Raw genomic sequence first — 21,522 nt, forward strand, 5'->3', positions numbered from 1 at the left:
TGGCCGAGCCGCCGCCGGCCGGCGGGCTTTTGCGCAACTCGGCCAACTCCGCCTTGCGGGCGGGGAACGGCTGCGGATCTCATGCGCCCATGACGAAGCGTCTCTTCACCTCGGAATCTGTCACCGAGGGTCACCCCGACAAGATCGCTGACCAGATCAGCGACACGATTCTCGACGCGCTCCTGCGTGAGGACCCCTCCTCGCGCGTCGCCGTCGAGACCTTGATCACCACCGGTCTGGTGCATGTCGCGGGCGAGGTCACCACCAAGGCCTACGCCGACATCCCCAACCTCGTGCGCAACAGGGTTCTGGAGATCGGTTACGACTCCTCCAAAAAGGGCTTCGACGGTGCTTCCTGTGGCGTCTCGGTGTCGATCGGCGCGCAGTCGCCGGACATCGCGCAGGGCGTCGACACCGCGTACGAGAAGCGGGTCGAGGGCGATGAGGACGAGCTCGACAAGCAGGGCGCGGGCGACCAGGGTCTGATGTTCGGCTACGCCTGCGACGAGACGCCGGAGCTGATGCCGCTCCCGATCCACGTCGCCCACCGGCTCTCGCGCCGGCTGTCCGAGGTGCGCAAGAACGGGACCATCCCCTACCTGCGCCCGGACGGCAAGACGCAGGTCACCATCGAGTACGACGGTGACAAGGCGGTGCGGCTGGACACGGTGGTGGTCTCCTCGCAGCACGCGAGCGACATCGACCTGGACTCGCTGCTCGCGCCGGACATCCGTGAGTTCGTCGTCGAGCACGTCCTCGCGCAGCTCGTGGAGGACGGCATCAAGCTGGACACCGAGGGCTACCGCCTGCTGGTGAACCCGACCGGCCGTTTCGAGATCGGCGGCCCGATGGGCGACGCGGGCCTGACCGGCCGCAAGATCATCATCGACACGTACGGTGGCATGGCCCGCCACGGTGGCGGTGCGTTCTCGGGCAAGGACCCGTCCAAGGTCGACCGCTCGGCGGCGTACGCGATGCGCTGGGTCGCCAAGAACGTGGTGGCCGCGGGTCTCGCCGCGCGCTGTGAGGTCCAGGTCGCGTACGCGATCGGCAAGGCTGAGCCCGTCGGTCTCTTCGTGGAGACCTTCGGCACCGCAGCGGTCGACACGGAGAAGATCGAGAACGCGATCGGCGAGGTCTTCGACCTGCGTCCGGCCGCGATCATCCGTGACCTCGACCTGCTGCGTCCGATCTACGCCCAGACCGCGGCGTACGGCCACTTCGGCCGTGAGCTGCCGGACTTCACCTGGGAGCGCACGGACCGCGTGGACGCACTCCGCGCCGCCGCCGGCCTCCGGTGACCCCCTCCACCTCATCGAAGGGATCCCCATGTCCACGATCACCACCCAGACCGAGACCGACTTCTTCCCGGAACCCGTCGCCACCGAGCGAGCCCGTCGCGGCGTCGAGGAACTCATGGCCGACTTCCGCACCGGAGCCTGGCGTCCGAGCGCGCTGGAGAGCCGTGTCGCCGAGCTGCTCCTCATCGCGGCAGCCGGAGACGGCATGCTCACCTCACGCCGGGTTCGGGACGCGCTGTGGGAGGGCAACCTCACGATGACACACGAGAACGGGGCCCGCTTCGCCCAGGTCCTCGCCGACCTCGTACCGCTGCTCGACGACCCCTACCTCACGGCGATCGACATCGTCGACGCGGCGGGCGAGGTCGTCGGCGCCGTCGCCTCCACCGCGAGCGCCTGACCCGTTCGTACGCCCGGCCGACGCGAGCCGCATCCTGTCCGGGCGTACACGCGTCTCATGCCGCCCAAGGAGCCAACGGATACCAGATCAGGTCACGACGGGCCAGGATCCGCAGGTCCCAGTACAGGACCAGGAAAACCCCCGCCGTGATGAACGCCCCCGCCGTCAGGGCCGACGCGCGGCTCGGCCACCTCGTCATCCACCGGTGCAGCCGGTCACCGAGAACCCCGGTCACCGCGAGGAACAGCACCGCCATGACGACGATGTTGCCGATGCTCTGCAGGCTGAAGGCCGCTGCCCCGTACAGCACGTTGTGGCTCTCGGCGGCGTCGCGGAACAGCTGACGGAAGAGCGGGAAGGGGCGCCCGATCAGGAACGCGCCGATCAGGACCCCCATGAACAGCATCGGTGCCCGCGGATACCGCCGTGACACCTTCGCCAGAGGATCGCGCACCACCCCCGCCGCCGCCAGACCGAGATACGTCATCGTCAGGCCGATCACCCCGTACACCACCATCGCCTGGACCAACCGCCCGGAAAGACCGCCGCTCCGGCTGTCGTCGAACTGCGGCATGCCCGTACCCGCCAGCGCCACCAGCACTCCGTACAGGGCGGACACCACGACCGCCCCGGCCGCGAGGTGTCCCAACGGGCGCACAGCCGCCGACATCCGGCCCCAACGCGTGACGGACCCGCCACCGGTCAACGGCGCCAGGGCGCTGAAGACAGCGATGTTGCACGCTGTGAACGTGCCGGCGATACCAGTGGCCAGGGCGAAGGCGACGCCGGCCAGTGCACCGGCGATAGGCGCGCCCTTGGCCTCATGGCCCAGCAGCCCGTTCGCCACGGTGTCACCGATGGTCCGGTCGACGAACTCCGCCGACCACACGACCGTCAGGGCGAACCCGATCAGGGCGCTGACGGAGACGACCAGAGCACGCCGGCGCGGCGTATGGCCGTTGAAGAAGAACGAGGGTGCGACGAGCCGACGGCCGGTCACCGCGGAAGGCCGAAGAGGACCGGGAGCGGGACGCCGCGCTGTCTGCGCCATGGCATGTCACCTTTCACGAGGGGAGTGAAGCGGTGTCACGCTAGGACCGCCGAAGCCCCATCAACGTGCTGAAAGCGGATTGAGCACACGAGAACAACACCACGCCCCCACTTCGGGATGTCCCCTCACCAGGGGCCGTGGGCCGCATGGCGCCCATACTCCCGGGACACGGCGGCGCGTTGCTCCCGCGCCGAAGGCGTCGGCGGCTCCCGCACCTGCGAAGCGACCGGATCCGTCTGCGCCACCGCTCCCGAGACGTCCGGCAGCGACAGGTCGAAACTCCGCCACATCCACGCCCAGGCCGAAGCGCACCGGAACGGCCCCTCGCCGATGCCCGCACCCACACGGGCGGCGATGCCTTCCTCCTGCGCGGTGCTCACCCCGCCACCCCCCTCATCGGGCACACCGCAGCGGCAGGATCCACCGCCGCGTGCGCGGGCCTGATGGAGTACGACACTCCCGTCAGCTCCTGGGACAGGTCCCACAGCTCCGCCTGCGCCGCCACGTCCCCGGCCGCCCGGCTCGATCGGGCCGGCCTGGGAGCCCCCCGGCTCTCGAACCGCTCGCCGGGGCCGAGATGGGCACCCCCCGGAACCCGGTGATCCGTCGCCGCCCGCAGCGACGGCAGGGCCGCCCGGTCCACCGGCTGGGCAAGCCCCTTCAGTGCCACGGCCGCCACCGGCCGCAGCAGCGCCGGTGGATCCCCGTGCCAGAGTCCGGTCGGAGAGAGCCCCGGATGCGTGGAGAGCGAGACGGTGGGCACCTGCGCCGAAGCGAGCCGGTGCTGCAGCTCCCGCGCGAACATCAGGTTCGCCAGCTTGGACCGCCCGTACGCCGTCAGCGACCGCCGCCCGTCCGCCGCCCGGGCCTCACGCTCGCCGAACCGGCCGAGACCCGCCCGGTGCGCGAGGCTCGAAACGGTCACGACGCGGGACCCCGGCGCCTGGGTCATCAGGTCGAGCAACAGCCCCGTCAGAGCGAAATGGCCGAGGTGATTGACCCCGAAGTGCGCTTCGAAGCCGTCCTCGGTCCGCGCGTACGGAGGAAACATCACGCCCGCGTTGTTGATCAGCAGGTCCAGACGCCCGTGCCGGCCGTGCACCTCGGCCGCTGCCTCCCGCACGGAGTCCAGCGATGCCAGGTCCAGCCGCAGGACCTCGTTGCTGCCTCCCACACGGTGGGCCGCGGCCCGCCCCCGTGCCCTGTCGCGGCACGCGAGGACGACGTGTGCTCCGCGCGCCGCGAGCTCACGGGCCGTCTCCAGGCCGATGCCAGCGGAGGCGCCGGTGATCAGAGCGGTCCTGCCCCTCTGGTCGTGAATGTGCGCGGTGGACCAGGCCATGTCACCCTCCTGGAGATGCGAGCGGAAGAAACGGGCGGCGTGTCAGTGCGCCGGACCGTAACCGTGGTTGACGATGCGGTCGGCCCCTGCCGCGTAGTAGGCGGGGTCGGACGGAACTTCGGTGGCGAGGCCGCTCACATACCGGTTGAACATCGCGAACGCGGCGGCGATGAGCACCGTGTCGTGGATGTGCGCATCCGTCGCGCCCTCGGCGCGTGCCGCTGCGACCGCCTTGTCCGATACGGGCGCGGCCGCCTCCTGCACCTCCGCCGCTACCCTCAGCAGCGCACGCAGCAGCGGGGATATCTCGGCCGTCCCGGGGTCGGCGAGCACGGACGCGACCAGCGGCTGTCCGCCGTCGAGCTGCGCGGCCGCGAACGCACTGTGCGATCCGGCGCAGAACGGGGTGCGGTTCAGATGGGAGACGTACGCGGCGATCAGCTCGCGCTCACCCCGGTCCAGCGGCGAGGAGCCACTGCGCAGTAGCGTCTCGGCGACCTGGTTCAGCACGGAGGCAGTGTCCGGACGCTGCACCATCAGTCCGCTGATGCCGGGAAGATCGTTCGTGATCTCGATGTGAGGCACTGCGACATCCAATCGTGAGTCCGACGACGAGCACTTCATCGTCGGCAGGGTGCCACGGGCCCGCCAACTCCCCGCGTGCGGACCCCGCTTGCCGAACGCCGCTCGGCGAGCTCCGCACACGAGGAGAAGCGCCTGCGCACAGACTGGTCCAAGAATGAGACGTGGCAGGAAGCAAGCCCCGATACGCACGTATACGGGCAGGTGCTCGCGTCGGTGCGGGAACAGCGGCCGTAGGGCACCGGTTCAGGACGACCGGGGTCCGGCAACGCAGCGACATCGAACTCTTCCGTCCTTCGGCACGGGAGGCCGACGCCCCGTAGCCCCACGTCGCGGGTCGCCCGGGGTGCAGCGCCCCTGACACCGCCAGCCATCCCGCCCACCGGAGACCTCCACGACGCGGAGCCCGGTGGACCACCGCTCACGGCCTCCCCGCCGCCATCCGAAGGAGTACGGCTCCTCATGCCCGCTCACGCCCCGAAGAGAGCGCATCGCCGCGCTGTCACCGCCACCGTCGTCGGCAACTTCATCGAATCCTTCGACTGGCTCGGCTACGGCCTGTTCGCCCCCCTGTTCGCAGCTCAGTTCTTTCCCTCCGACAACGGCCTCACCTCCCTGCTCGGCGCCTTCGCCGTCCTGGGCGTCGGCGTCCTGATGCGGCCTCTCGGAGGCGTGCTCCTCGGCCGTTACGCCGACCGCTGCGGCCGCCGCCCCGCCCTCATGCTCGCCGTCTCCCTCATGGCGGGCGGATCCCTCCTCATCGGCATCACCCCCACCTACGACCACATCGGGCTCCTGGCCCCCCTCCTGCTCCTGCTCGCCCGCATGGCACAAGGCATCTCCCACGGCGGCGAATGGCCCACCGCGGCCGCCTATCTGATGGAAGTCGCCCCCGAGCGACGCAAATCCACCTACGGCAGCTTGTTCTCCCTCACCACCTGTGCCGGAGCCTTCACCGCATCCCTCCTGGGCGGCGGGCTCACCGCGGTCCTCGGCCCTGATGCCATGACCGCGTGGGGGTGGCGTATCCCCTTCCTCATCGGCGGCGTGCTCGGGCTCATTCTGCTCGTGCTGCGTACCCAGCTCGCCGAGACAGAGGTGTTCAGGCGCGAAGTCCGAGTCCGCCAGGACCGCGGCTCCCTGCGCCAGGTCCTCGTCGCACACCGGCGCACCGTCCTGGTCGCCGTCCTCTTCGTGGCCGGCACCGGCGCCGTAGGCGGCACCTGGACCGCGGTCGTTCCCGCCCTGGGCAGCCGCCTCTCCGAACCGGGGACCATGTTCTGGGTGGTCGTCGCCGTCACGGCCTTCTTCATGGTGCTCAACGTGCCGCTCGGCCTGCTCGCCGACCGGTTCGGCGCCACCCGTTTCCTCACGGCCACGAGCCTCGTCTTCACCGTGACGGGCTCGATCTCCTACCTCACCATGAGCGGTACGTTCGCCAGCCTGGTGTTCACCTACGGCTCGGGCATCATGTACCTGGTCTGCGCCACCACAGTCCTGCCCAAGCTCCTCACCGAGATTTTCCCCGCAGAGGTCCGCGCCCTGGGCGTTGGCCTCCCCAACGCCGTCACCAGCGCCGTCCTCGGTGGTATCGCGCCGGCGGCAGCCGCCTTCGCCGCCGCGAACAACGCCTCCGGGTGGTTCATCGCCGCGGTCATGAGCGCCGTACTGCTGTCCCTGCCAGCCGCTGCGCTGGCCCGCTCCGGAGCCGCAGCCCCGGTCGTCCCCGGGCTGTCGCGGTCTCCGCAGCCCGAACGTGTCCTGGCCAGGACCGGAGACTGACCCGGGCACGACGGACGGTCGTCCCTCACCAGGAGGGCGACCGTCCGCGGGTCTCCGGACCATCGGCCGGCGGATGGCCCTGCTCAGGGGCGGTTGTTCTTGCCTTCGAGCCACAGGGTGTCGGAGTCGTCGTGGTGCGTCCCACCCGAACCGACGTGCTTCGCAGAGATCTTGGCACCGTTCTTGAAGACGTGCACCAGCGCCATCCCATGGCCACGGCCGAGTCCGTAGTCGGCCTTCAGCCATTCCAGAACCGGTCCCGCTTTCAGATCCGGGCCTTCGAAACCGCGCTCCTTCGCCAGCTCAATGAACTGGCGGGGCGTCAGGCCCGTCTTGTCCTCGATGTTGTCCAGATACGCCTGAAAGGACATGTGTTCCTCACCTTCCGAATCATCCACGTCGGCTACGACCGACTACACCAGCCTGCACGCGGCCGCAGCGCACATCAGGGTTCCCTCGCACCGCTGACGCTACTTAGCCAACTCCCGTGCTTCCGGCAGCGCGCCGGTCGGCTCCGTAAAAGACGTTTCCCCTCGGGGGCCGGAACGGGGAACCACGACAACTCGGCCTCGGCCCGCCCACGGCTTCGGCCATCACCTGTCAGGATGCCCTCATGACCCTGCCTGCCGCCCTCATGGCACACCGGAACCGCGTCTCCGCCACAGGCTCCGTCCTCTCCCGTTGGTCCCAGGACTCCGTGCTGTCCGTCGGTTCCCTGGGATCGGTCCTGTCGATCGGCTCGGTGGGCTCCGTCCTCTCGGTCGGCTCGGTCGGCTCCGTTCTGTCGATCGGTTCCGTCGGCTCGGCCCAGTGCCTCCTCTCCGCGGGCTCCTGGCTCAGCACCGGGTCCCTGCTCTCCGCCCAGTCCCGCTGGTCGGTCCTCTCCTGGAAAGCACGCGGCGGCTTCCTGGCCGCTGGGGCCCTCACCACTGCCACGGGGGCGGCACTGCTGTTCCGTCACATCGTGTGACTGAGTATCAGACGTGTCCGATGAGCACTGGACTTGTCACGGGGGCGCATTCCACTTGGCGAGCAGAGGGTGCCCAGCCGGGGTCACCTGGGACGTTCTCCTAGAATTTTGACCGCAGACTCGGCAGCGGAACCTACGCTGGGACCCCTTCAGACCGCCCAGGGAGCAGCGTGCCGCCGTTTGTCTACCGGATCACCAAGTACGACCTCGCCCACCGCGACGAGCACGGTCGCTACACCGGTGCCGAGGACACGGTCAGTGACCACGGGCCGGTCGAGGATGCCTACCTGGCGGCAGTCGCCGCCTTCGCGGAGGCGGCAGGCGCTGACCAGCTGGAGATCCGTGAGCCGCAGATCGGCGGCTTCGTCCACTTCGGCCTGGAGCCACCGGTGGACGGCTACGGCCTGGCCGACCTGTTCCCGGCTGGCCCAGCCGGGTTTCATGACGGCGCTCTGGTGCCGATCGCTGTCGGCCTCGAACTCGTCCGGTCCATGCTCCGCGATAGCGGCGCCTGGTGCCGCCTGGAGGCGGAGGGAGCGCTTACGGTGCACGTGGGCCGGGACCAGTACCTCTACATCGGCAGCAACGTGCCCTGCGAAACCGCGCTGGCCTGCACCCGCGCGCTCGGCCTGTTCCCGGAACAAATAGACGCCTCGCCATACGACTTCGCCCCGAACGACGCCGCGTACGTGCAGCGCCCGGCCGACGCCGACTTCTGGGCTCGCCTGCACTGGACCGTCATTACCCACCGCGCGGTGTTCCTGGAGGAGGTCTTCGCCGCCAACGCCTCCCGTTGGCACCACCTGACCAGCGACAACATCGAGACCGTGCGCTCCCAACTGGCCCCGCGCTCTCAGTTGACGGTCTGGCCGGACTTGCTCACGGACGTCGACAAAGCCGTGGCCGCTCTGCCCGACGAAGACCTCGTGGAGATCGTCTGGGAGGACGAGGACGGGCAGATCACGAGCACGGTCGTGGACGAGACCCAGTTCGAGGCAGTGACCTCCCAGCTCGCCGGCGCGCGTGCTGCCGGCGTCGTTTCCATGTATGCCGGTGAGGATCTCCCGCTGTTCACCGCTGTGCTGCCCGACAGCGACGGCGTTCTGCGCGCTCGCTGGCAGACCGAGCCGACGCCCAGCGACCGGGACTGGGCGTTCCTGAAGACCCTACGGCGCGGCCAGGTCGTCACCGGCACAGTGACGACCATCGCCAGCTTCGGCGTCACCTTCGTGGACATCGGCGGCTTCACCGCGATGATCAACATCCCGGAGTTGTCCTGGCGCCCCTTCGACCACCCGTCCGACGTCGTCAACGTCGGCCAGGAGGTCACAGCCGAGGTCCTCGGCGTCGACATGGTTCGGGAACGGGTACCGCTGTCGCTCCGAGCAGTGCAGGAAGACCCCTGGCAGCAGGTAGCGCAGAGGATCGGCGAGGTCGTCATCGGGCCGGTCACCAAGATCGTGCCGTTCGGTGTTTTCGTCCGCATCGAGGACCGAGAGGACGGCTTCCAGGGGCTCGTGCACACCAGCGAGCTGGATGCATCGTCCAGAGACGTCGTCGAGGTCGGCGACGCCCTCACTGTCAAGATCATCGACGTCGATCTCGCACACCGTCGTATCGCCCTGTCGCACCTCCGGGCCCCTACCTCTACTACCGAGGGGCAGCCGTGTGACTAACGACGAGAGGAATCCGGTGCAGTCCGAGTAGCGCCTGGTGGGCGTATACCTACCAGGCAGCTTCGGGAGTGCAAGGCCCGTGTCGGCTGCTTCCCGGACTCCCGCCACCAGGCGTCGAACGCCGCGTAGCTCTTGCCCCTGCCCGGCGGGGCCGTTCGAGGGGTGGTGTGAAGCTTCACGCCCACTCAGCACGGGGCCGCGCCGGCCGTTTCCCGCTATGCACCTGCCGCAATGTTGAGCATCGGAGTTGGCCATCCAGGTCAGGTATCGCGCTCAGTCACAGCGTGCGCCGTGCTGGCCATCGCCGCGCTGCGCCGTGCTCACTCAACCGGCCCTCCAACGCTACCGTCCGTTAATTGGACGAACGGCGTTGCCGATCCCTCACACCCCCCAGAAGCGATCAAACTCAGTCACATGCTTGCCCGGTTCGCTCTCAGGTGGCCCGTACGGGACAGATAGGCGCGCCAGTGCGTAGTCCGTCCGACAGACAGTTCGAGGCCGGCGGGCGAAGTGCACTGACGGCAGCACGACCGTCCAGCCGTCCGCACCCCGGCGGTGGGACTGACTTCGGCGTGTGGCGGTGCACCCTCGAGGGCCGCTGCCACCGGCGGGGAATCAGGCCGCCGCCGTCCTGGAACAGGGCTGGTTGGCGAGTCCGGCCGTCGGGTACGTGCTCAGAACGCCGCCCTCGGAAACGACAGCGCCTTGAGCATCGCACCTGGTCAAAGGGCGGAACGGGTGCCCTCGGTCCGTGCGGCAGTCCTGTTTTTCGGTGCCGCCGGTGGCTGTCTTGCATTGACGCAAGGCGTTGCAGGTTGTATGGTCTACGCATACCCCGCCGGGTCTGCAAGGCCCCGGTTCGACGGCCCCGCAAGGGGCCGTTTTTGTATTCATAGGCAGGTTGTGCGCGCAGGCGAGTGAACCCCGGCTGTTCGAGGCTGGCAGTACCAGGGCCCTGGGGCATTGCCTCTGGCTCTCGGGAGGGGCACCCAGCGTGTCTGAGCTGATCGTCTACGTCGACGGTTTCAATCTGTACCACGGGCTCCACTCCAGGTACGGTCGCCGGTTTCTCTGGCTTGACCTGGAGAAACTCGCCCGGACGCTGCGTCCTCGTGACCAGCTGGTGAAGGTCAAGTACTTCACCGCGTCCGTCATGAACGACCCCGGAGCCTTGAGTCGGCAGGACGCCTACCTTCAGGCTCTTCCTGCGCACAGCGGCGACACGGTGGAGATCATCAAGGGCCGCTATCAGGCGAAGCAGAAGACGTGCCGGCAGTGCGGCAGCAGCTGGACGCACTACGAGGAGAAGGAGACCGACGTCAACATCGCGGTCTCCCTCGTCGCGGACGTGGCGACGAAGTCGGCGACCTCGGCCGTCATCATCAGTGCGGACAGCAACCTCGCCCCCGCTGTCCGCAAGGCCAAAAGTCTCGCGCCGGGGACGCACATCATGGCGGCGTTCCCGCCCAAGAGGTACTCCAACGAACTGAAGACGCTGATGCCAGCGTCCTTCCCGATCGGCCGTGCCAAGTTCTCCGGCGCCCAGCTGCCCGACCAGGTCGTCGACCCGGCGACCGGACACGTCATCGGACGCCCGGCGAAGTGGGCCTGACGGAGAATCCCGGCGAGACTCAGCTCGTGGGGCAGCACCCCGACGCCCGCTGATTTCCCCCGGCCCGGTGCCCGGGACGTACCACGGCCCCGACCGGATGCCATCCGGTCGGGGCCGTGGTACGTCCCGGGGTTCAGTTTCCGGCGGGTAGGTGTTCGTGCCGGGCCTGTACCAGGCGGCGCCAGGCGGAGCGGACGTGGTCCTCGCTCTTGGCCCAGCGGATGGTCGAGGGCTCCGGGAGGGGCAGGCCGCCCATGAAGTGGGCGATGTCGGTGAAGTAGGCGAAGTCACCGGTGGCGGTGAGCGCCCGGAGCCGGCCGATGGTGGCGGCCAGGTTCTGCTCCTCGCCGCGGACGGCGTGGTGGAAGGCGAGGGCGAGGGCGAGGCGGACCTGCATCATGGCGTGCTCGCCTGTGGCACCGTGCTGTTCTGCTTCGTCGCGGCCGGCTTCGAAGGCGTTGATGGCGGCCGCGGTGCCGGCGTGGGACCAGTGGATGTCGCCCAGGACGCGGTGGTGGCGGCCTTTCCAGCCCAGGGTGGGGACGGCGGCCAGGGCGGTGGGGAAGTCGCCGGCGAGGCGGGCCAGGTTGGCCAGCGCCCGGCGGGCCTTGACGGCGAGTCGGCCCTCGGCGTCGGCGACCTGCTGCATCCCGGTGCGGGCGGCGTCGTTCTGGCTGAGGTCTTTGTGGGCCTTGGCCCGGTAGTAGAGGGCCTATCTTCCGAAGCCGGCGTTCCACCGGGTGGCGAAACGCTGCAAGCGCCCGGGCCGACCGGCGATTAGCACAGTATCCGCAGCGTGCGCGGGCTTGAGTCGCTTCAGTCGCTGAGGTGGTCAGCGACTGAAGCCGAGCGACTGACACCTACTTCGGTCGCTCAGTCGAAAGCGAAGAAACCACAGTTCAGAAGGGGGTGACGCAGGCGAACAGCGACCGAAGCGACCGACCTCCCGCATATATCAGGACCTCCTGTGTGCGCGTGCGCGTCATATATAGCGCGCTTCGGTCGCTTCAGTCGCTGTTACTGCGGTTTCATGCCCCTGAACTGCATCTTTCCGGAACCTTGTCTGCAGCGACCGAAGCCGCCGGTCGCTGCGCTGCGTTTTTTCGGTCGCTCCGAAAGCACCATTGTCGGTAGTCCGCAGACGGGAGACGCGCCCTTCCTGATCGAGCAGCACCAGTACCGGGCGACAGTTCGCTAAGGTGTGTTTGTTGTTCAGTCGCTTCGGTCGCTTTGAGGGGGTGTTGATGCCTGCTGACCTGCGCATTTACCCCAGCGACTCACGGGATGAAGGCTTCCTTCCTTCAGTCGCTGATGTGCCGCTCGCTACGGCAAGGTGGTGTGCCCGTCAGGGCTGGCCTGTGCACCCCCTGGCCCCGGGCCGCAAGACTCCCGCAGCAAACTGTGAAGCGTGCCGTCGGCCCGGTCACTCGCATGCAGGATGCGCCTGCCCGTCCGAGGGACGCTGGTGTCACAGTTTCCACGCGGCGACCCTGGACCAGCGCCGTATCGACCGCTGGTGGGGCAACAACCCGCAGTTCGGCACCGGCGTTGCCTGCGGCCCCGCAGGGCTGGTCGTCATCGATATCGACGCCCACGCCACGAAGCCTCCCAGTCGCGACAGGATTCTGCCGGGCATCCCCATCGGCGACCAAGTCAACCTTGCCGGCCTCTCCAACGGCTTCCACACCATCGCCGTACTTGCGGCCCTGCGCGACATGCCAAGCCCGGCAGACGACGCCAGCACCCTGCGCGTGCGAACACCATCCGGAGGCCTACACGTCTGGTACCGCGCGGGCGACAACCGCGGCTGGCAGTGCTCCAGCGGCTCCAGTCCAGGGCGTGCTCTCGCCTGGCAGGTGGACGTCAGGGCCAACGGGGGCTACATCGTCGCGCCCGGCACCACCACGACCGCCGGGACCTACGCACCGCTTGGCCCTGTGCGGCGTCCTAGTGTTCTCCCAGGCTGGCTGGCCCAGGAACTTGAACGCACCGGTCACCTACCTGCCTTGGACGCCCCCGCCCCTCGTGCTGTGCCCCCGCGAGCGCAGCAGGCCGTCATCGCTGCGGGCGGCGGCGGCCGCCACCACACCCACAACATCCTCGCCTCCGTGCTCGCCCCGGTCGAAGCCTGTGGCCAGGTCTCCGAAGGGGCCGGGTTCTCCGACATCCTCAACCGTGCCGCCTACACTCTCGGCGGCCTCGTCGCCGCAGGCCGACTTCCCCAGCAGGAAGCCCAAGACCTTCTCCTGCAGACCGCTGCGGCTGCCCGCCCCGGCCAGGAGCGCCGAGCTGAGCAGATCATCCGCAGCGGCATGGCCGCCGGGCTCAAGCGCCCCCTGCACCCCGGGAGCGTGCGATGACATCACCCGGCAACGACAAAATGCTTTTCCACTTCGACCCGCAACTCGTCGCCGCACAGATTCGCGAACAACCACCCCTGCCGCTGCCAAGCCAAGCCCTCGCACCGCCCACAGCTCCCAGCCCCGGGCAGGCGACCCAGCACGGGCTATTGCCGGACACCCTCACCGACCGAGGCAACGCCAAACTCTTCGTCAAGCTCTACGCCAACGATTACCGGCACGTCCCCGGCATGGGCTGGTACAGGTGGGACACCACCCGCTGGCAGATGGACGAGGACGACACCGTCGTCTGGGCCGCAGGCGACCTTGCCGAAAGCATCGCCTCCAGTGACCCCCGCGGCCTATACACCACCCAGGCCCTCCAGCAGCACCGCCGCCGTGCCCTGTCCACCAGCGGCATGAACGCCATGCTTAGCCAGGCCAAATCAGCCCCGGGCATGGTCCTTAACGCCGCTCGGCTGGACGCCGACGCTTACGCCCTGTGCACCCCCGACGGCATCGTCGACCTGCGCACCGGCCTGCTGAAGACCCCGGACCCGAACAAGGACTTCCACTCCCGCTCCACCTCTGTCGGGCCCCGCCCCAGCCCTACCCCCCGCTGGAACCGCTTCCTCACCGACACCTTCGGCGACGACGCCGAAGGCACCGAGATGATCGAGTTCCTCCAACTCCTCCTCGGCTACTCCGTCACCGGCGACGTCGGAGGACAAGTCCTGCCCTTCCTCTTCGGCTCAGGAAAGAACGGCAAGTCCGTCCTCCTCGACGTCCTTATGAAACTCCTCGGCGACTACGCGGACGCTGCCCCACCCGGCTTCCTTATGGCACGCCCCTACGAAGGTCACCCCACCGACCTCGCCGAGCTCCACGGACGCCGCGTCATCGTCTGCTCCGAGGTCAAGCACGGGGACAAGTTCGACGAGGCCCGAGTCAAGCTCCTCACTGGCGGAGACCGCATCAAGGCCCGCCGCATGCGTCAGGACTTCTTCAGCTTCCAACCCACCCACAAGCTTTGGCTCCTGGGCAACCACCGCCCCGAGGTCGGCACCGGCGGATTCGCGTTCTGGCGCCGCATGCGCCTGATCCCCTTCACCCGCGTCGTTTCCGACGACCGCAAGATCGACAACCTCGCCGACATCCTCGTCACCGAAGAAGGTCCCGGAATCCTCGGCTGGCTCATCGACGGCGCCCGCCGCTACCTCGCCGGCGACAAAGACCTCACGGGCCCCGAACGCGTCCGCATCGCCACCACCGCATACGCCGAGACCGAGGACCACACCGGCCGCTTCTTCGAGGAGTGCTGCACCCTCGGCCCTGAACTGAGGGCCGAACAGACCGGTCTCTACGCCGCCTACCGTGCCTGGTGCCAGGAAGAAGGAGCCCCGGCCATGACCTCACGCGCCTTCGCCGCCCGCGCCCGCGAACTCGCCGGTCTGGCATCACCGAAAGAAATGATCCTGTCCAACCAGCGCAAGTACTACCCGGGCATCGGACTGCTCCCCGAGCAGGAGAGGCAGGCGAACGCATGAGCTCCCTGATCACCGAGAACGAGATCAGCCACGAGATCGAACTCGTCTGGCTCGAAGAAACCACCGACCTCGACTACGTCCGTCAGAGTCTGGACCGCCTCCCCACCCGCCGCGGCAAACCCCCCTACCACCGCGACGGACGCATGATCGGCTACGCCCTGCTCAGCCCTCAAGCCAAAGCCTCCCGCTCCTCAGGAACCTTCCGCCGCCGCGTCTTCTGGCTCCTCCCGCACGACCGCGACACCCAACCCCAAGGCCTCTACGCCACCGGCGCCCCAGCCGAAGCCGTCGACCCCCGCACCCTCGCAGCCGGCATCAAAGGCTTCAAGACCGAGCGATCCGAAGGCGGCCCGCCCTCCAGCGCCATGCAGGAACTCGGCATAACCCTCCCGCTTTGACGCAGTCCCCATCCTCGGCCTCGTCCGCGACGCCGGCACCGACCACAACGTCCCCGGCCGCGCCGACGTCCCGCGCGCCCAAATCCATGCGAGCGGACTTGTCGCCCCCGGGGCGATGCTCGAACTCGCCGTCGCCTTCCACCACACCGTGGCCAACGACGCCAACGCGGCCAATGCGACCATCACGCGCCTCAACGGCCTTACCGACGGCAGCTACGCCCACGACACCGACATCGCCCACCACATGGCCAGCACCACGACCCGCAACCCCTCCGCGGCTCGGTGGATCGATGACGAAGCGATCGTCCACCAATGCTGGAGGGCTCTGACCACCACCAGGCGCTCGCGCCTCCGCCGGCGGTAGTCCAGATCGCAGAGCGCATTCAGGGGCCCTCGCAGCGGCGGATTACATGGCAGCTCACCGCCTCTGCCCAGTGACGGGGGCGTGCCTGCGGACGGTACCGGTCCTATTCCGGCAGACGCGCGATGAAGGCAGGTGCCAGGGCTCGGACGCGGTCCTCTTCCAGGGAGCCCGCTAGTGCTTTCACAGCCATGTCGACGCCCGGGGTGGCCCGGCCGCCAAAGAGCTGGCGCAACTTCTCCAGCCCGTCCGTCGCAACGTTACCCACGCGCGCATCCTTGCGCAGGTCGGCAAACGTGGCGGCGACCTGCCGGGCGCTGGCAGTCATCATGATGCGCACGACGTCTCCGGCATCTTTGTCTGTCAGACGGTCCGGCCGCTTCTCGGCCTGACCGAGCCGGTCGGTGATCTTGAAGGCTTTCGCAACCAGGAGCGCGGCGGGGCCGGCGACGCTGACCGTGATGGACCGATGGTCGGCGGGGTCGAGGCTTCCGACGGACAGGCGGGACCGGTCCACGGCGGCGACCTCCAGGCCCTCGATCCAGCGCGCGGACATCGTGCCGTGCGGGGGGACCTTGGCGCTGCGGCTCCCGTTCTTGGGGGAGAGCTGTTTGGGGACGAGGAGGTCCAGTTCCACCGGAACAATCCGGTTGCCGACGGTCTCCTCCCGTTCCCAGAGCCCCGGCTGGCTGTCCTGCTTCAGCCTGAAGCCTGCCTCCCGCAGGGAGGTGTCGAGATGGGGCTGGTCCTCGAGACGGGCAGGGTCGATGCTCAGGTCCCCGTCGGCGGTGAAGGGCGAGTTACGGAGCGCCGCGTCCGGAGTGCGCAGGTAGACGGCTTGCGCACCCACGACGGTCAGCGCATCGAGGTGAGGGCCCAAGGCGATCAGGCCGTCGAGGAGAACACGCCGGGCTACCACCGTCAGCTGATCGGGGTCGACGCCCTCCGGAATCTGTGCCATGGCGCCCGCGCTCTCGTTGAAATGCCTCCGGCGTTGCGATCTTAGTCCTCAACGGGCGGCAGGTCCCCGTACTTCGCAGTCCCCTGGAACTTCGCAGGAGCGCGCCACGCTTGGGGGCGCGCCTCCATGAAGTTCAAGAGGGCCTCTCCCTCGGCAGGCATCCGGCCGGGGCCGGCCAGACAGTCGAGTGCCGCTTGGCTGGGTGCGACGTACTGCACGCCGTCGACGAACTCGGAGCGTCTGCGGACGAAGGGGTCCGGCTCGTTCAGCAGCAGAACGTCCGCGCCCTCGGTCACCGGCAGCAGTCCGAGCTCATCGGCCACGTCGTCGGTGTTCAGCCAGCGCGCCACGTAGAGCACCAGCTGACCTCCCACGGCGACCTGGACGAAGCGCTGCGCGGCGTAGGAGCCGGTGACGGAGACACCATCGCTGGCTGCGAAGTCGCCCTCGGACGAAAGCTGCGAGATCTGCTGCAGTACAGTCGGCACCCCATTGGGGGCCAGGAATCCCCAGTAGGACCCGTGACCGAGGAGGCTGGCCTCCTGGGCCCGGGCTCGCAGAAGCCGCGGCCAGTCAACATCCACGACGACCCGCCCCTTGCGGCGGATCAGAAGCTGGTCCTCCAGAACATCCAGAAGCCGGGATACATAGGGGAGGCTCAGCCCGGAAGCCCGGTGCAAGTCGGTGGCCCGGTGGGGCGGCGGCACGTCGACCAGCAGTCGCACCAGGCTTCCCGCCTTGATCCCCGCCAGAGTGGTTCTGCTGGTTTCCCGGGGCGCTGACCGCGGGGCCCTCTCGGCCCCTGCGGTTTGGATGATGATGGCCGGCCGCGACACACGGATGCCCACGTTGCCCGTCAGATCCAGATAGGCGATGCGGTTCTGCGTCAGCAGGGCACGGGCGTGCGACGAGATCCATGGCGCGATGACCAGCAGATTTGTGTAGTGATTTACCTCACGGAGCAACTGCACCTTGGGCACCAGCCGGTCCACCACGAACCGTGGCGGTACGGCCTGGGCAGCTTCCACCAGGAGTTGCGTGTAGGCGCTGTCCCCCTCGGCCCTCACCTCCAGCGCGGCGTCGAAGACGCTGCTCTTGTTCGGGCGCCGCGCCACCTGCCACTCCGGCCCAAGCAGGTCGCTCAGGGCTTGAATGCCCTGGTCCAGCAGTTGCGCTTCTCTGATCAGCGGAGCTTCCACCTAGCCATCATCACACGGAGGGCAGAAAAACTTGCTTAGCCAGCCGACTTTACCGTCCCGGTAAAGTTAGCTTTTCAGGCAAGTTTTACCGATAGGGCAAGTTGCTTGCATCGGGCAACCTGCGGTCTTGGGCAACTTCACCGTCGGGATGCCAGCCGCCCACTCTCCACAGAGATAAGGGCCTCGTCACCAGGGCTTGGACCTAGCCGCCCTGTTCCCGACCGGCGGCATCCTGAACCGGTGGCGTGGAGGCGCCCGGGGCGAGCCCAGAGCGCCCACCGGGCGGCGGCAACGTCAGCACATGGCGAGCTGCCCGTGCTCGGGAAGGTCGAAGTGCATGATGCGCCCCTTGTGTCGCATCATCCAGTCGTGCCAGGGCTCATCGGGTGAGGGCCGCTGAGTCCTCATATCCGCTGCTCTCTCCGTCCCGGGCTCAGGCGTCCTTTCACGCCTGGAGGAACTCCTGGTGCTCGTCCCACGTACCGCTGTCGTAGGCGTACAGGATCTGCCAGGCGGCGCTCTCGACCTCGCGCAGCCACAGCTCGCCGACGTAGCCGGCCTCGTAGCCACGCAGGAAGTCCGTGCTGGTCGCCTCACCGATGACTCCGGCGGCTGCGGTGCGCTGCTCGCCGTTCATTTCCGCGATTGCGTGGAGGAGCTGGTCGGCCAGCGCGGCACCGTAACCGTCCACAGCACGCAGCAGCTGGTGGCGGAGGTCTGCCGGGCAGCAGGACCGGATCGTCGGCCGCGGTCCACAGTTTGAACCAGAAGTCCTGCGGCTCCTCGCTCGGCACGGGCAGGCTCCGCATCAGCGCGACCAGCCGCGCTGTACCCGCGTAGGCGGGAGCCTGGGCAACCGTCAGCAGCGCCAGGTTGGCCACCTCGTCTTCACCCTCTCCCTCGCGGAGAGCACGGCATGTCGGGGTCGGGGGCGCAGCCCCGGTACTGCTCACCTCCGCTCGCGCGGAGAGCACCCCTTCGTGACCTGGGGTGTTAGAGGGGATTTGTCATTTCTTTACCTTCTCATTGGAAGGTAATCAGAGTGAGGCCATCGAAGTCGATCGGTTTGCGGCAGCGGGTGCCTGCTGTTCGGAGTTGGAAGCCCTGTTCGTTGTCGGTGGGGTGGGCGCGGGCTGCGAGGCCGTCGTTGGTGCAGGCGGTGACGGCTGACCAGAGTTCGTCGCGGACTTTTGCGAAGACGGTGCCGACGTACAGCTCGGGTGTGACTTCGAGGAGCCGGCGAGCGAGGGCGCCGCGGAGATGGTCGGGTAGGCGGTGGCGGAGATGATCGGCCTTCTCCGGGATGGTGCACTCGATCCTGCGGGACCCGTGCCCCTGCGGTCAGCGCACCGGATCGTCGCCTGCTGCTTCTGTGCCGGCGACGATCCAGGAGGGCCACGCCTGGAGCCCGGAGTCGCCGCCCGGGAGGAGGTGGTACACGCGCCACAGCCCCGTCCCGTCAGGGGCCGCGGCGAGGGCAGCGCCGTCCTGGGCAAAGGTCACCGCGCTCTGTGCGACATCGAACACGGTCCGCCTTGATCCGTCGAGGGCAGACACCGCGTCCACCCGCGAGGGCGCACCGGAAGCCGGCTCCGGGTCGCCCAGTACAAGGTGGTCCCCGACGACGGCGCGCAGCCGGTAGGGGCCGGCATCGCCGAGTGCGGAGGGCTCGGTACCGGGTGCAGAGCCAACGCTTACCACGCTCAGTGTGTGGTTCGGTCCCTCGTCGGTGGCGAACCACCGGTCGTTGTAACGGATCTGGGCGCTGGCCGACAGCCCGGTGGCGTACGGGGTGAAGGAGTACGTGGCGAGGTCGACGAGCCCTGCCGTCGCCACGCCCTGGTACCTGTAGGCAACGGCCGCATACCTCACGGAGCCGCCCGGCCGGACCAGGTATACGTTGGCGCCGGAGGGTATCCCCGCCACCACTCGCCCTCCAATGGCGTTCTCGACCGGCAGCAGGGCAGAGGCACGCCACACACGCAGCTGGCCCCCGCCGCTGTTCCCGCCCGCCAGGACACTCCACCCGCTGGCGGCGCGGAAGGTCTGCCCCTTGGGCAGCGCGAACCTGGTCGCGTCCCCACTGGACCGGTGGACCTGGGAAACGATGGTGACGTCACCTTGGGTCGTCACCGTGCTGCGCACGTCCGCACCGCTTGGCAGGTCGCTCGGCTTCGCACTGGAGAGGGGAGGTTCTATGTTCTGGTAGAAGCCGGCCTGCGTGGTCGCCCCACCGTCGAGGCTGAAATCGAAGGTGTGCGAACCGGCCCACAGGTATGACACTGAGGGCACATCCGCCGCGACCCGGGCGGCCGGAGCGCGATGATCGCCAGCCGACGCTCCGGGCGCGCCGCCGAGTACGGCAGCCGCGGCGAGGACGAGTGCGGCGAGGGCCTTAGGGAATCTTCGCGAGGGGTTCACGGTTCCTCCGGTCGGTGTCGCGTGCAGGCACCCAGCGGTGCCCCGAAGCCACTCAACCACGCGCACCGGGGGAACGGGACGGAAAATCAGCACGACCGCCGCCACTGTCCGGAGAATCCAAGTCCTATGAGGGCCTGGGTACTTGCTGTGGTGTGGGGCCGGCATGAGCCGGATGGTCCAGGGACGCAGTCGAATCCGCAGGGGTGAAGCCGGTGGAGGTGGCGGTGGTTTGGGCTCGCGCCAGTCGGTCACCGGTTTCATCAGCCGCCGTCTCATCAGGACCATGACCGTCCAGGCGAGGTGCGCCTCGGAGTGCTGGGGCAACTTCTCGTAGTCCCTGCAGTTTCTGCGGGCCCTCATGATCCAGCTGATCGACCTTTCCACCAGGCTGCCGTCGTACCAACGCGCGCTCGTCGCTCTGATGTACCTGCACAAGCGTGCCCCCCTGGCCCAGACAGTCGCCGGCTTCGGGATCTCGGTCGGCACCGCCCACGCCTACACCACCGCAGTGATCGACCTCCTGGCCACCCAGGCGCCCGGCCTGCTCAGGGTCCTGCGCGAGCACGAACCGCACTACGCACTGCTCGACGGCACGCTCGCCGAGTGCGACCGGGTCAGTGACGGCCGAGCTGATTGCTCGCACGAACACTGTCGCCACGGTGTGAACGTGCAGGTCGTAACCGATCCGACCGGGCAGGTGCTGCACATCTCTCCGACATTGCCGGGTCGGTGCCACGACCCAACTGCGGCCCGCACTCATCGGATCCTCCGGATCTGCGAACGCCAGGCGTCCCCATCCCGGCCGACCGCGCCTACCTGGGTGCCGACCCCTGGGTCACCACCGGACGCAGACGCCCACCAGGCGGGCATACGCCCCGACAGAACGGACGGTCAACCGGGCACGGGCCACGCCCCGATCGCCCGTCGAACGTGAGAAGGCACGACTCAAGTCCTGGCGCATCTATCGCGGATCGCGGTGCAGCCCGAATCGAATGACGTCCATCGCCAAGGCCGCCCTCACCCTGGAGAGGCGGCGCTGAAAACGCTCACTGCCCTCGCACTTGGTGCTGGGCGAAGCCAGCCGACTCCGCCCAGCCAATGTGCCCGGGGCTGTGCAGGTCTCCTGGTACCGGAGGCTGGCTCAGCATCTCGGAAAGGACCGGTGAGTTGGCTGCGGAGAGGATCGCGGGGTCCGGGCCTCCCTCGCCAGGGAGGCCCGGACCCTTTCGCGTCCTCGGAGCAGAGCCGCATCGTTTCCGGGTGCACGGAGGAAGACCAGTGTGGGTGGTGATTCTTACTCCGACGCAGGCTCAAAGCGCCTGAAAGTCTCGTATGGGAAAAAAGCGAACCACGGAAGAGGGGTTCTCGTGGGTGAACTCGGGAACGTCGGTGTGATTGGACGTGGAGCGAGTTGCGAGGCCGTGAGCGGGGCGCACAGCCGCTTTCGTTGACGGGCACCGGGTCGTCTTGCACGTGGGGCTGCGGTATTACGCCGTAATACCGACCCGCTGACGGGCTCTCAGGGTATTAGCTAACGTGTCCTTGATGAACATGATCTCTGTCGTTAGTAAGGTATGCAC

At 68.3% G+C, this 21,522-nt stretch carries 21 protein-coding genes and 1 pseudogene; 11 read left to right on the top strand and 11 right to left on the bottom strand.

Translation table 11 applies throughout. From position 1 onward, the window contains the following. Nucleotides 1-89: 89 nt before the first annotated feature. Nucleotides 90-1,301, top strand: coding sequence for a methionine adenosyltransferase (metK, locus tag AC0VY3_RS37750; RefSeq protein WP_475551982.1), 1,212 nt, complete (start codon nucleotides 90-92; stop codon nucleotides 1,299-1,301). A gap of 28 nt (nucleotides 1,302-1,329) precedes the next feature. Continuing rightward, nucleotides 1,330-1,701 carry a hypothetical protein gene (locus AC0VY3_RS37755; RefSeq protein WP_103508885.1) on the top strand — a complete coding sequence of 124 codons (372 nt, stop codon included), beginning with the start codon at nucleotides 1,330-1,332 and terminating at the stop codon, nucleotides 1,699-1,701. Between the two features lie 55 nt (nucleotides 1,702-1,756). On the opposite strand, the gene AC0VY3_RS37760 is transcribed toward AC0VY3_RS37755, so the two are convergent. From AC0VY3_RS37760 to AC0VY3_RS37775, 4 genes are all read right to left on the bottom strand, one after another. Further along, entirely contained in the window at nucleotides 1,757-2,752 is a 996-nt protein-coding gene (locus AC0VY3_RS37760) for a hypothetical protein (RefSeq protein WP_475551983.1), read from the bottom strand. Between the two features lie 125 nt (nucleotides 2,753-2,877). Further along, nucleotides 2,878-3,132 carry a hypothetical protein gene (locus tag AC0VY3_RS37765; RefSeq protein ID WP_475551984.1) on the bottom strand — a complete coding sequence of 85 codons (255 nt, stop codon included), beginning with the start codon at nucleotides 3,130-3,132 and terminating at the stop codon, nucleotides 2,878-2,880. After that, complete coding sequence (locus AC0VY3_RS37770) at nucleotides 3,129-4,094, bottom strand: oxidoreductase (RefSeq protein ID WP_103508888.1); 966 nt, start codon at nucleotides 4,092-4,094, stop codon at nucleotides 3,129-3,131. The genes AC0VY3_RS37765 and AC0VY3_RS37770 overlap by 4 nt, the downstream gene beginning before the upstream one ends. Nucleotides 4,095-4,136: 42 nt before the next feature. Next, on the bottom strand, nucleotides 4,137-4,679 hold the full coding sequence (locus tag AC0VY3_RS37775; protein WP_103508889.1) for a carboxymuconolactone decarboxylase family protein: 543 nt from the start codon (nucleotides 4,677-4,679) through the stop codon (nucleotides 4,137-4,139). 459 nt (nucleotides 4,680-5,138) lie between these two features. On the opposite strand from AC0VY3_RS37775, the gene AC0VY3_RS37780 reads away from it, so the two are divergent. Further along, nucleotides 5,139-6,458, top strand: a complete 1,320-nt coding sequence (locus tag AC0VY3_RS37780) for an MFS transporter (protein ID WP_475551985.1) — start codon at nucleotides 5,139-5,141, stop codon at nucleotides 6,456-6,458. Between the two features lie 83 nt (nucleotides 6,459-6,541). Here AC0VY3_RS37780 and AC0VY3_RS37785 read toward each other — a convergent pair whose 3' ends face one another. Next, nucleotides 6,542-6,829, bottom strand: a complete 288-nt coding sequence (locus AC0VY3_RS37785; protein WP_103508891.1) for a DUF4287 domain-containing protein — start codon at nucleotides 6,827-6,829, stop codon at nucleotides 6,542-6,544. A 242-nt stretch (nucleotides 6,830-7,071) separates the two neighbouring features. Here AC0VY3_RS37785 and AC0VY3_RS37790 point away from each other — a divergent pair, with 242 nt between their 5' ends. From AC0VY3_RS37790 to AC0VY3_RS37800, 3 genes are all read left to right on the top strand, one after another. After that, complete coding sequence (locus tag AC0VY3_RS37790) at nucleotides 7,072-7,428, top strand: hypothetical protein (protein WP_475551986.1); 357 nt, start codon at nucleotides 7,072-7,074, stop codon at nucleotides 7,426-7,428. Between the two features lie 170 nt (nucleotides 7,429-7,598). After that, nucleotides 7,599-9,104 (top strand): S1 RNA-binding domain-containing protein, encoded by a 1,506-nt coding sequence (locus tag AC0VY3_RS37795; protein ID WP_475551987.1) that lies wholly within the window; start codon nucleotides 7,599-7,601, stop codon nucleotides 9,102-9,104. A gap of 994 nt (nucleotides 9,105-10,098) precedes the next feature. Further along, a complete protein-coding gene (locus tag AC0VY3_RS37800; protein WP_475551988.1) occupies nucleotides 10,099-10,716 on the top strand; it encodes an NYN domain-containing protein in 618 nt (205 codons plus the stop codon). Nucleotides 10,717-10,849: 133 nt separating this feature from the next. Here the strand turns inward: AC0VY3_RS37800 and AC0VY3_RS37805 are convergent, their stop codons facing one another. Next, a complete protein-coding gene (locus AC0VY3_RS37805) occupies nucleotides 10,850-11,365 on the bottom strand; it encodes a hypothetical protein (RefSeq protein WP_475551989.1) in 516 nt (171 codons plus the stop codon). Nucleotides 11,366-12,074: 709 nt separating this feature from the next. Here AC0VY3_RS37805 and AC0VY3_RS37810 point away from each other — a divergent pair. The 4 genes from AC0VY3_RS37810 to AC0VY3_RS37825 all read left to right on the top strand — a co-directional run bounded on the left by AC0VY3_RS37810 (nucleotide 12,075) and on the right by AC0VY3_RS37825 (nucleotide 15,364). After that, nucleotides 12,075-13,076: a bifunctional DNA primase/polymerase gene (locus AC0VY3_RS37810; RefSeq protein ID WP_475551996.1), complete on the top strand. Its 1,002-nt coding sequence runs from the start codon at nucleotides 12,075-12,077 to the stop codon at nucleotides 13,074-13,076. Beyond that, a complete protein-coding gene (locus tag AC0VY3_RS37815) occupies nucleotides 13,073-14,602 on the top strand; it encodes a DNA primase family protein (protein WP_103513090.1) in 1,530 nt (509 codons plus the stop codon). Before AC0VY3_RS37810 ends, AC0VY3_RS37815 begins: the two co-directional genes overlap by 4 nt. Next, on the top strand, nucleotides 14,599-15,000 hold the full coding sequence (locus tag AC0VY3_RS37820) for a DUF6009 family protein (protein WP_103513089.1): 402 nt from the start codon (nucleotides 14,599-14,601) through the stop codon (nucleotides 14,998-15,000). Before AC0VY3_RS37815 ends, AC0VY3_RS37820 begins: the two co-directional genes overlap by 4 nt. A gap of 115 nt (nucleotides 15,001-15,115) precedes the next feature. Beyond that, nucleotides 15,116-15,364 (top strand): hypothetical protein, encoded by a 249-nt coding sequence (locus AC0VY3_RS37825; RefSeq protein ID WP_475551990.1) that lies wholly within the window; start codon nucleotides 15,116-15,118, stop codon nucleotides 15,362-15,364. Between the two features lie 103 nt (nucleotides 15,365-15,467). Here AC0VY3_RS37825 and AC0VY3_RS37830 read toward each other — a convergent pair whose 3' ends face one another. The 5 genes from AC0VY3_RS37830 to AC0VY3_RS37850 form a co-directional block, all read right to left on the bottom strand. Then, entirely contained in the window at nucleotides 15,468-16,322 is an 855-nt protein-coding gene (locus tag AC0VY3_RS37830; RefSeq protein WP_475551991.1) for a hypothetical protein, read from the bottom strand. A gap of 41 nt (nucleotides 16,323-16,363) precedes the next feature. After that, complete coding sequence (locus tag AC0VY3_RS37835) at nucleotides 16,364-17,521, bottom strand: MarR family transcriptional regulator (protein ID WP_258047494.1); 1,158 nt, start codon at nucleotides 17,519-17,521, stop codon at nucleotides 16,364-16,366. Between the two features lie 445 nt (nucleotides 17,522-17,966). Continuing rightward, nucleotides 17,967-18,212 (bottom strand): hypothetical protein, encoded by a 246-nt coding sequence (locus tag AC0VY3_RS37840; RefSeq protein ID WP_181011147.1) that lies wholly within the window; start codon nucleotides 18,210-18,212, stop codon nucleotides 17,967-17,969. A 332-nt stretch (nucleotides 18,213-18,544) separates the two neighbouring features. Further along, entirely contained in the window at nucleotides 18,545-18,826 is a 282-nt protein-coding gene (cas2e, locus tag AC0VY3_RS37845; RefSeq protein WP_475551997.1) for a type I-E CRISPR-associated endoribonuclease Cas2e, read from the bottom strand. Nucleotides 18,827-18,862: 36 nt separating this feature from the next. Then, nucleotides 18,863-19,942: a hypothetical protein gene (locus tag AC0VY3_RS37850; RefSeq protein WP_475551992.1), complete on the bottom strand. Its 1,080-nt coding sequence runs from the start codon at nucleotides 19,940-19,942 to the stop codon at nucleotides 18,863-18,865. 394 nt (nucleotides 19,943-20,336) lie between these two features. Between AC0VY3_RS37850 and AC0VY3_RS37855 the strand changes: the two are divergent. Continuing rightward, nucleotides 20,337-20,982 (top strand): annotated as a pseudogene (locus AC0VY3_RS37855) (transposase); the annotation flags it as partial. Nucleotides 20,983-21,522 lie beyond the last annotated feature (540 nt).

The organism is Streptomyces sp. iso_384 (genome assembly GCF_056172905.1).

What these genes read in the sequence shown, in the direction of transcription:
- AC0VY3_RS37805 (WP_475551989.1), bottom strand. Translation starts at nt 11,365, where the DNA reads ATGCAGCAGGTCGCCGACGCCGAGGGCCGACTCGCCGTCAAGGCCCGC.
- AC0VY3_RS37790 (WP_475551986.1), top strand. Translation starts at nt 7,072, where the DNA reads ATGACCCTGCCTGCCGCCCTCATGGCACACCGGAACCGCGTCTCCGCC.
- AC0VY3_RS37760 (WP_475551983.1), bottom strand. Translation starts at nt 2,752, where the DNA reads ATGGCGCAGACAGCGCGGCGTCCCGCTCCCGGTCCTCTTCGGCCTTCC.
- AC0VY3_RS37815 (WP_103513090.1), top strand. Translation starts at nt 13,073, where the DNA reads ATGACATCACCCGGCAACGACAAAATGCTTTTCCACTTCGACCCGCAA.
- metK (WP_475551982.1), top strand. Translation starts at nt 90, where the DNA reads ATGACGAAGCGTCTCTTCACCTCGGAATCTGTCACCGAGGGTCACCCC.
- AC0VY3_RS37755 (WP_103508885.1), top strand. Translation starts at nt 1,330, where the DNA reads ATGTCCACGATCACCACCCAGACCGAGACCGACTTCTTCCCGGAACCC.
- AC0VY3_RS37825 (WP_475551990.1), top strand. Translation starts at nt 15,116, where the DNA reads ATGCTCGAACTCGCCGTCGCCTTCCACCACACCGTGGCCAACGACGCC.
- AC0VY3_RS37820 (WP_103513089.1), top strand. Translation starts at nt 14,599, where the DNA reads ATGAGCTCCCTGATCACCGAGAACGAGATCAGCCACGAGATCGAACTC.
- AC0VY3_RS37770 (WP_103508888.1), bottom strand. Translation starts at nt 4,094, where the DNA reads ATGGCCTGGTCCACCGCGCACATTCACGACCAGAGGGGCAGGACCGCT.
- AC0VY3_RS37785 (WP_103508891.1), bottom strand. Translation starts at nt 6,829, where the DNA reads ATGTCCTTTCAGGCGTATCTGGACAACATCGAGGACAAGACGGGCCTG.
- AC0VY3_RS37830 (WP_475551991.1), bottom strand. Translation starts at nt 16,322, where the DNA reads ATGGCACAGATTCCGGAGGGCGTCGACCCCGATCAGCTGACGGTGGTA.
- AC0VY3_RS37780 (WP_475551985.1), top strand. Translation starts at nt 5,139, where the DNA reads ATGCCCGCTCACGCCCCGAAGAGAGCGCATCGCCGCGCTGTCACCGCC.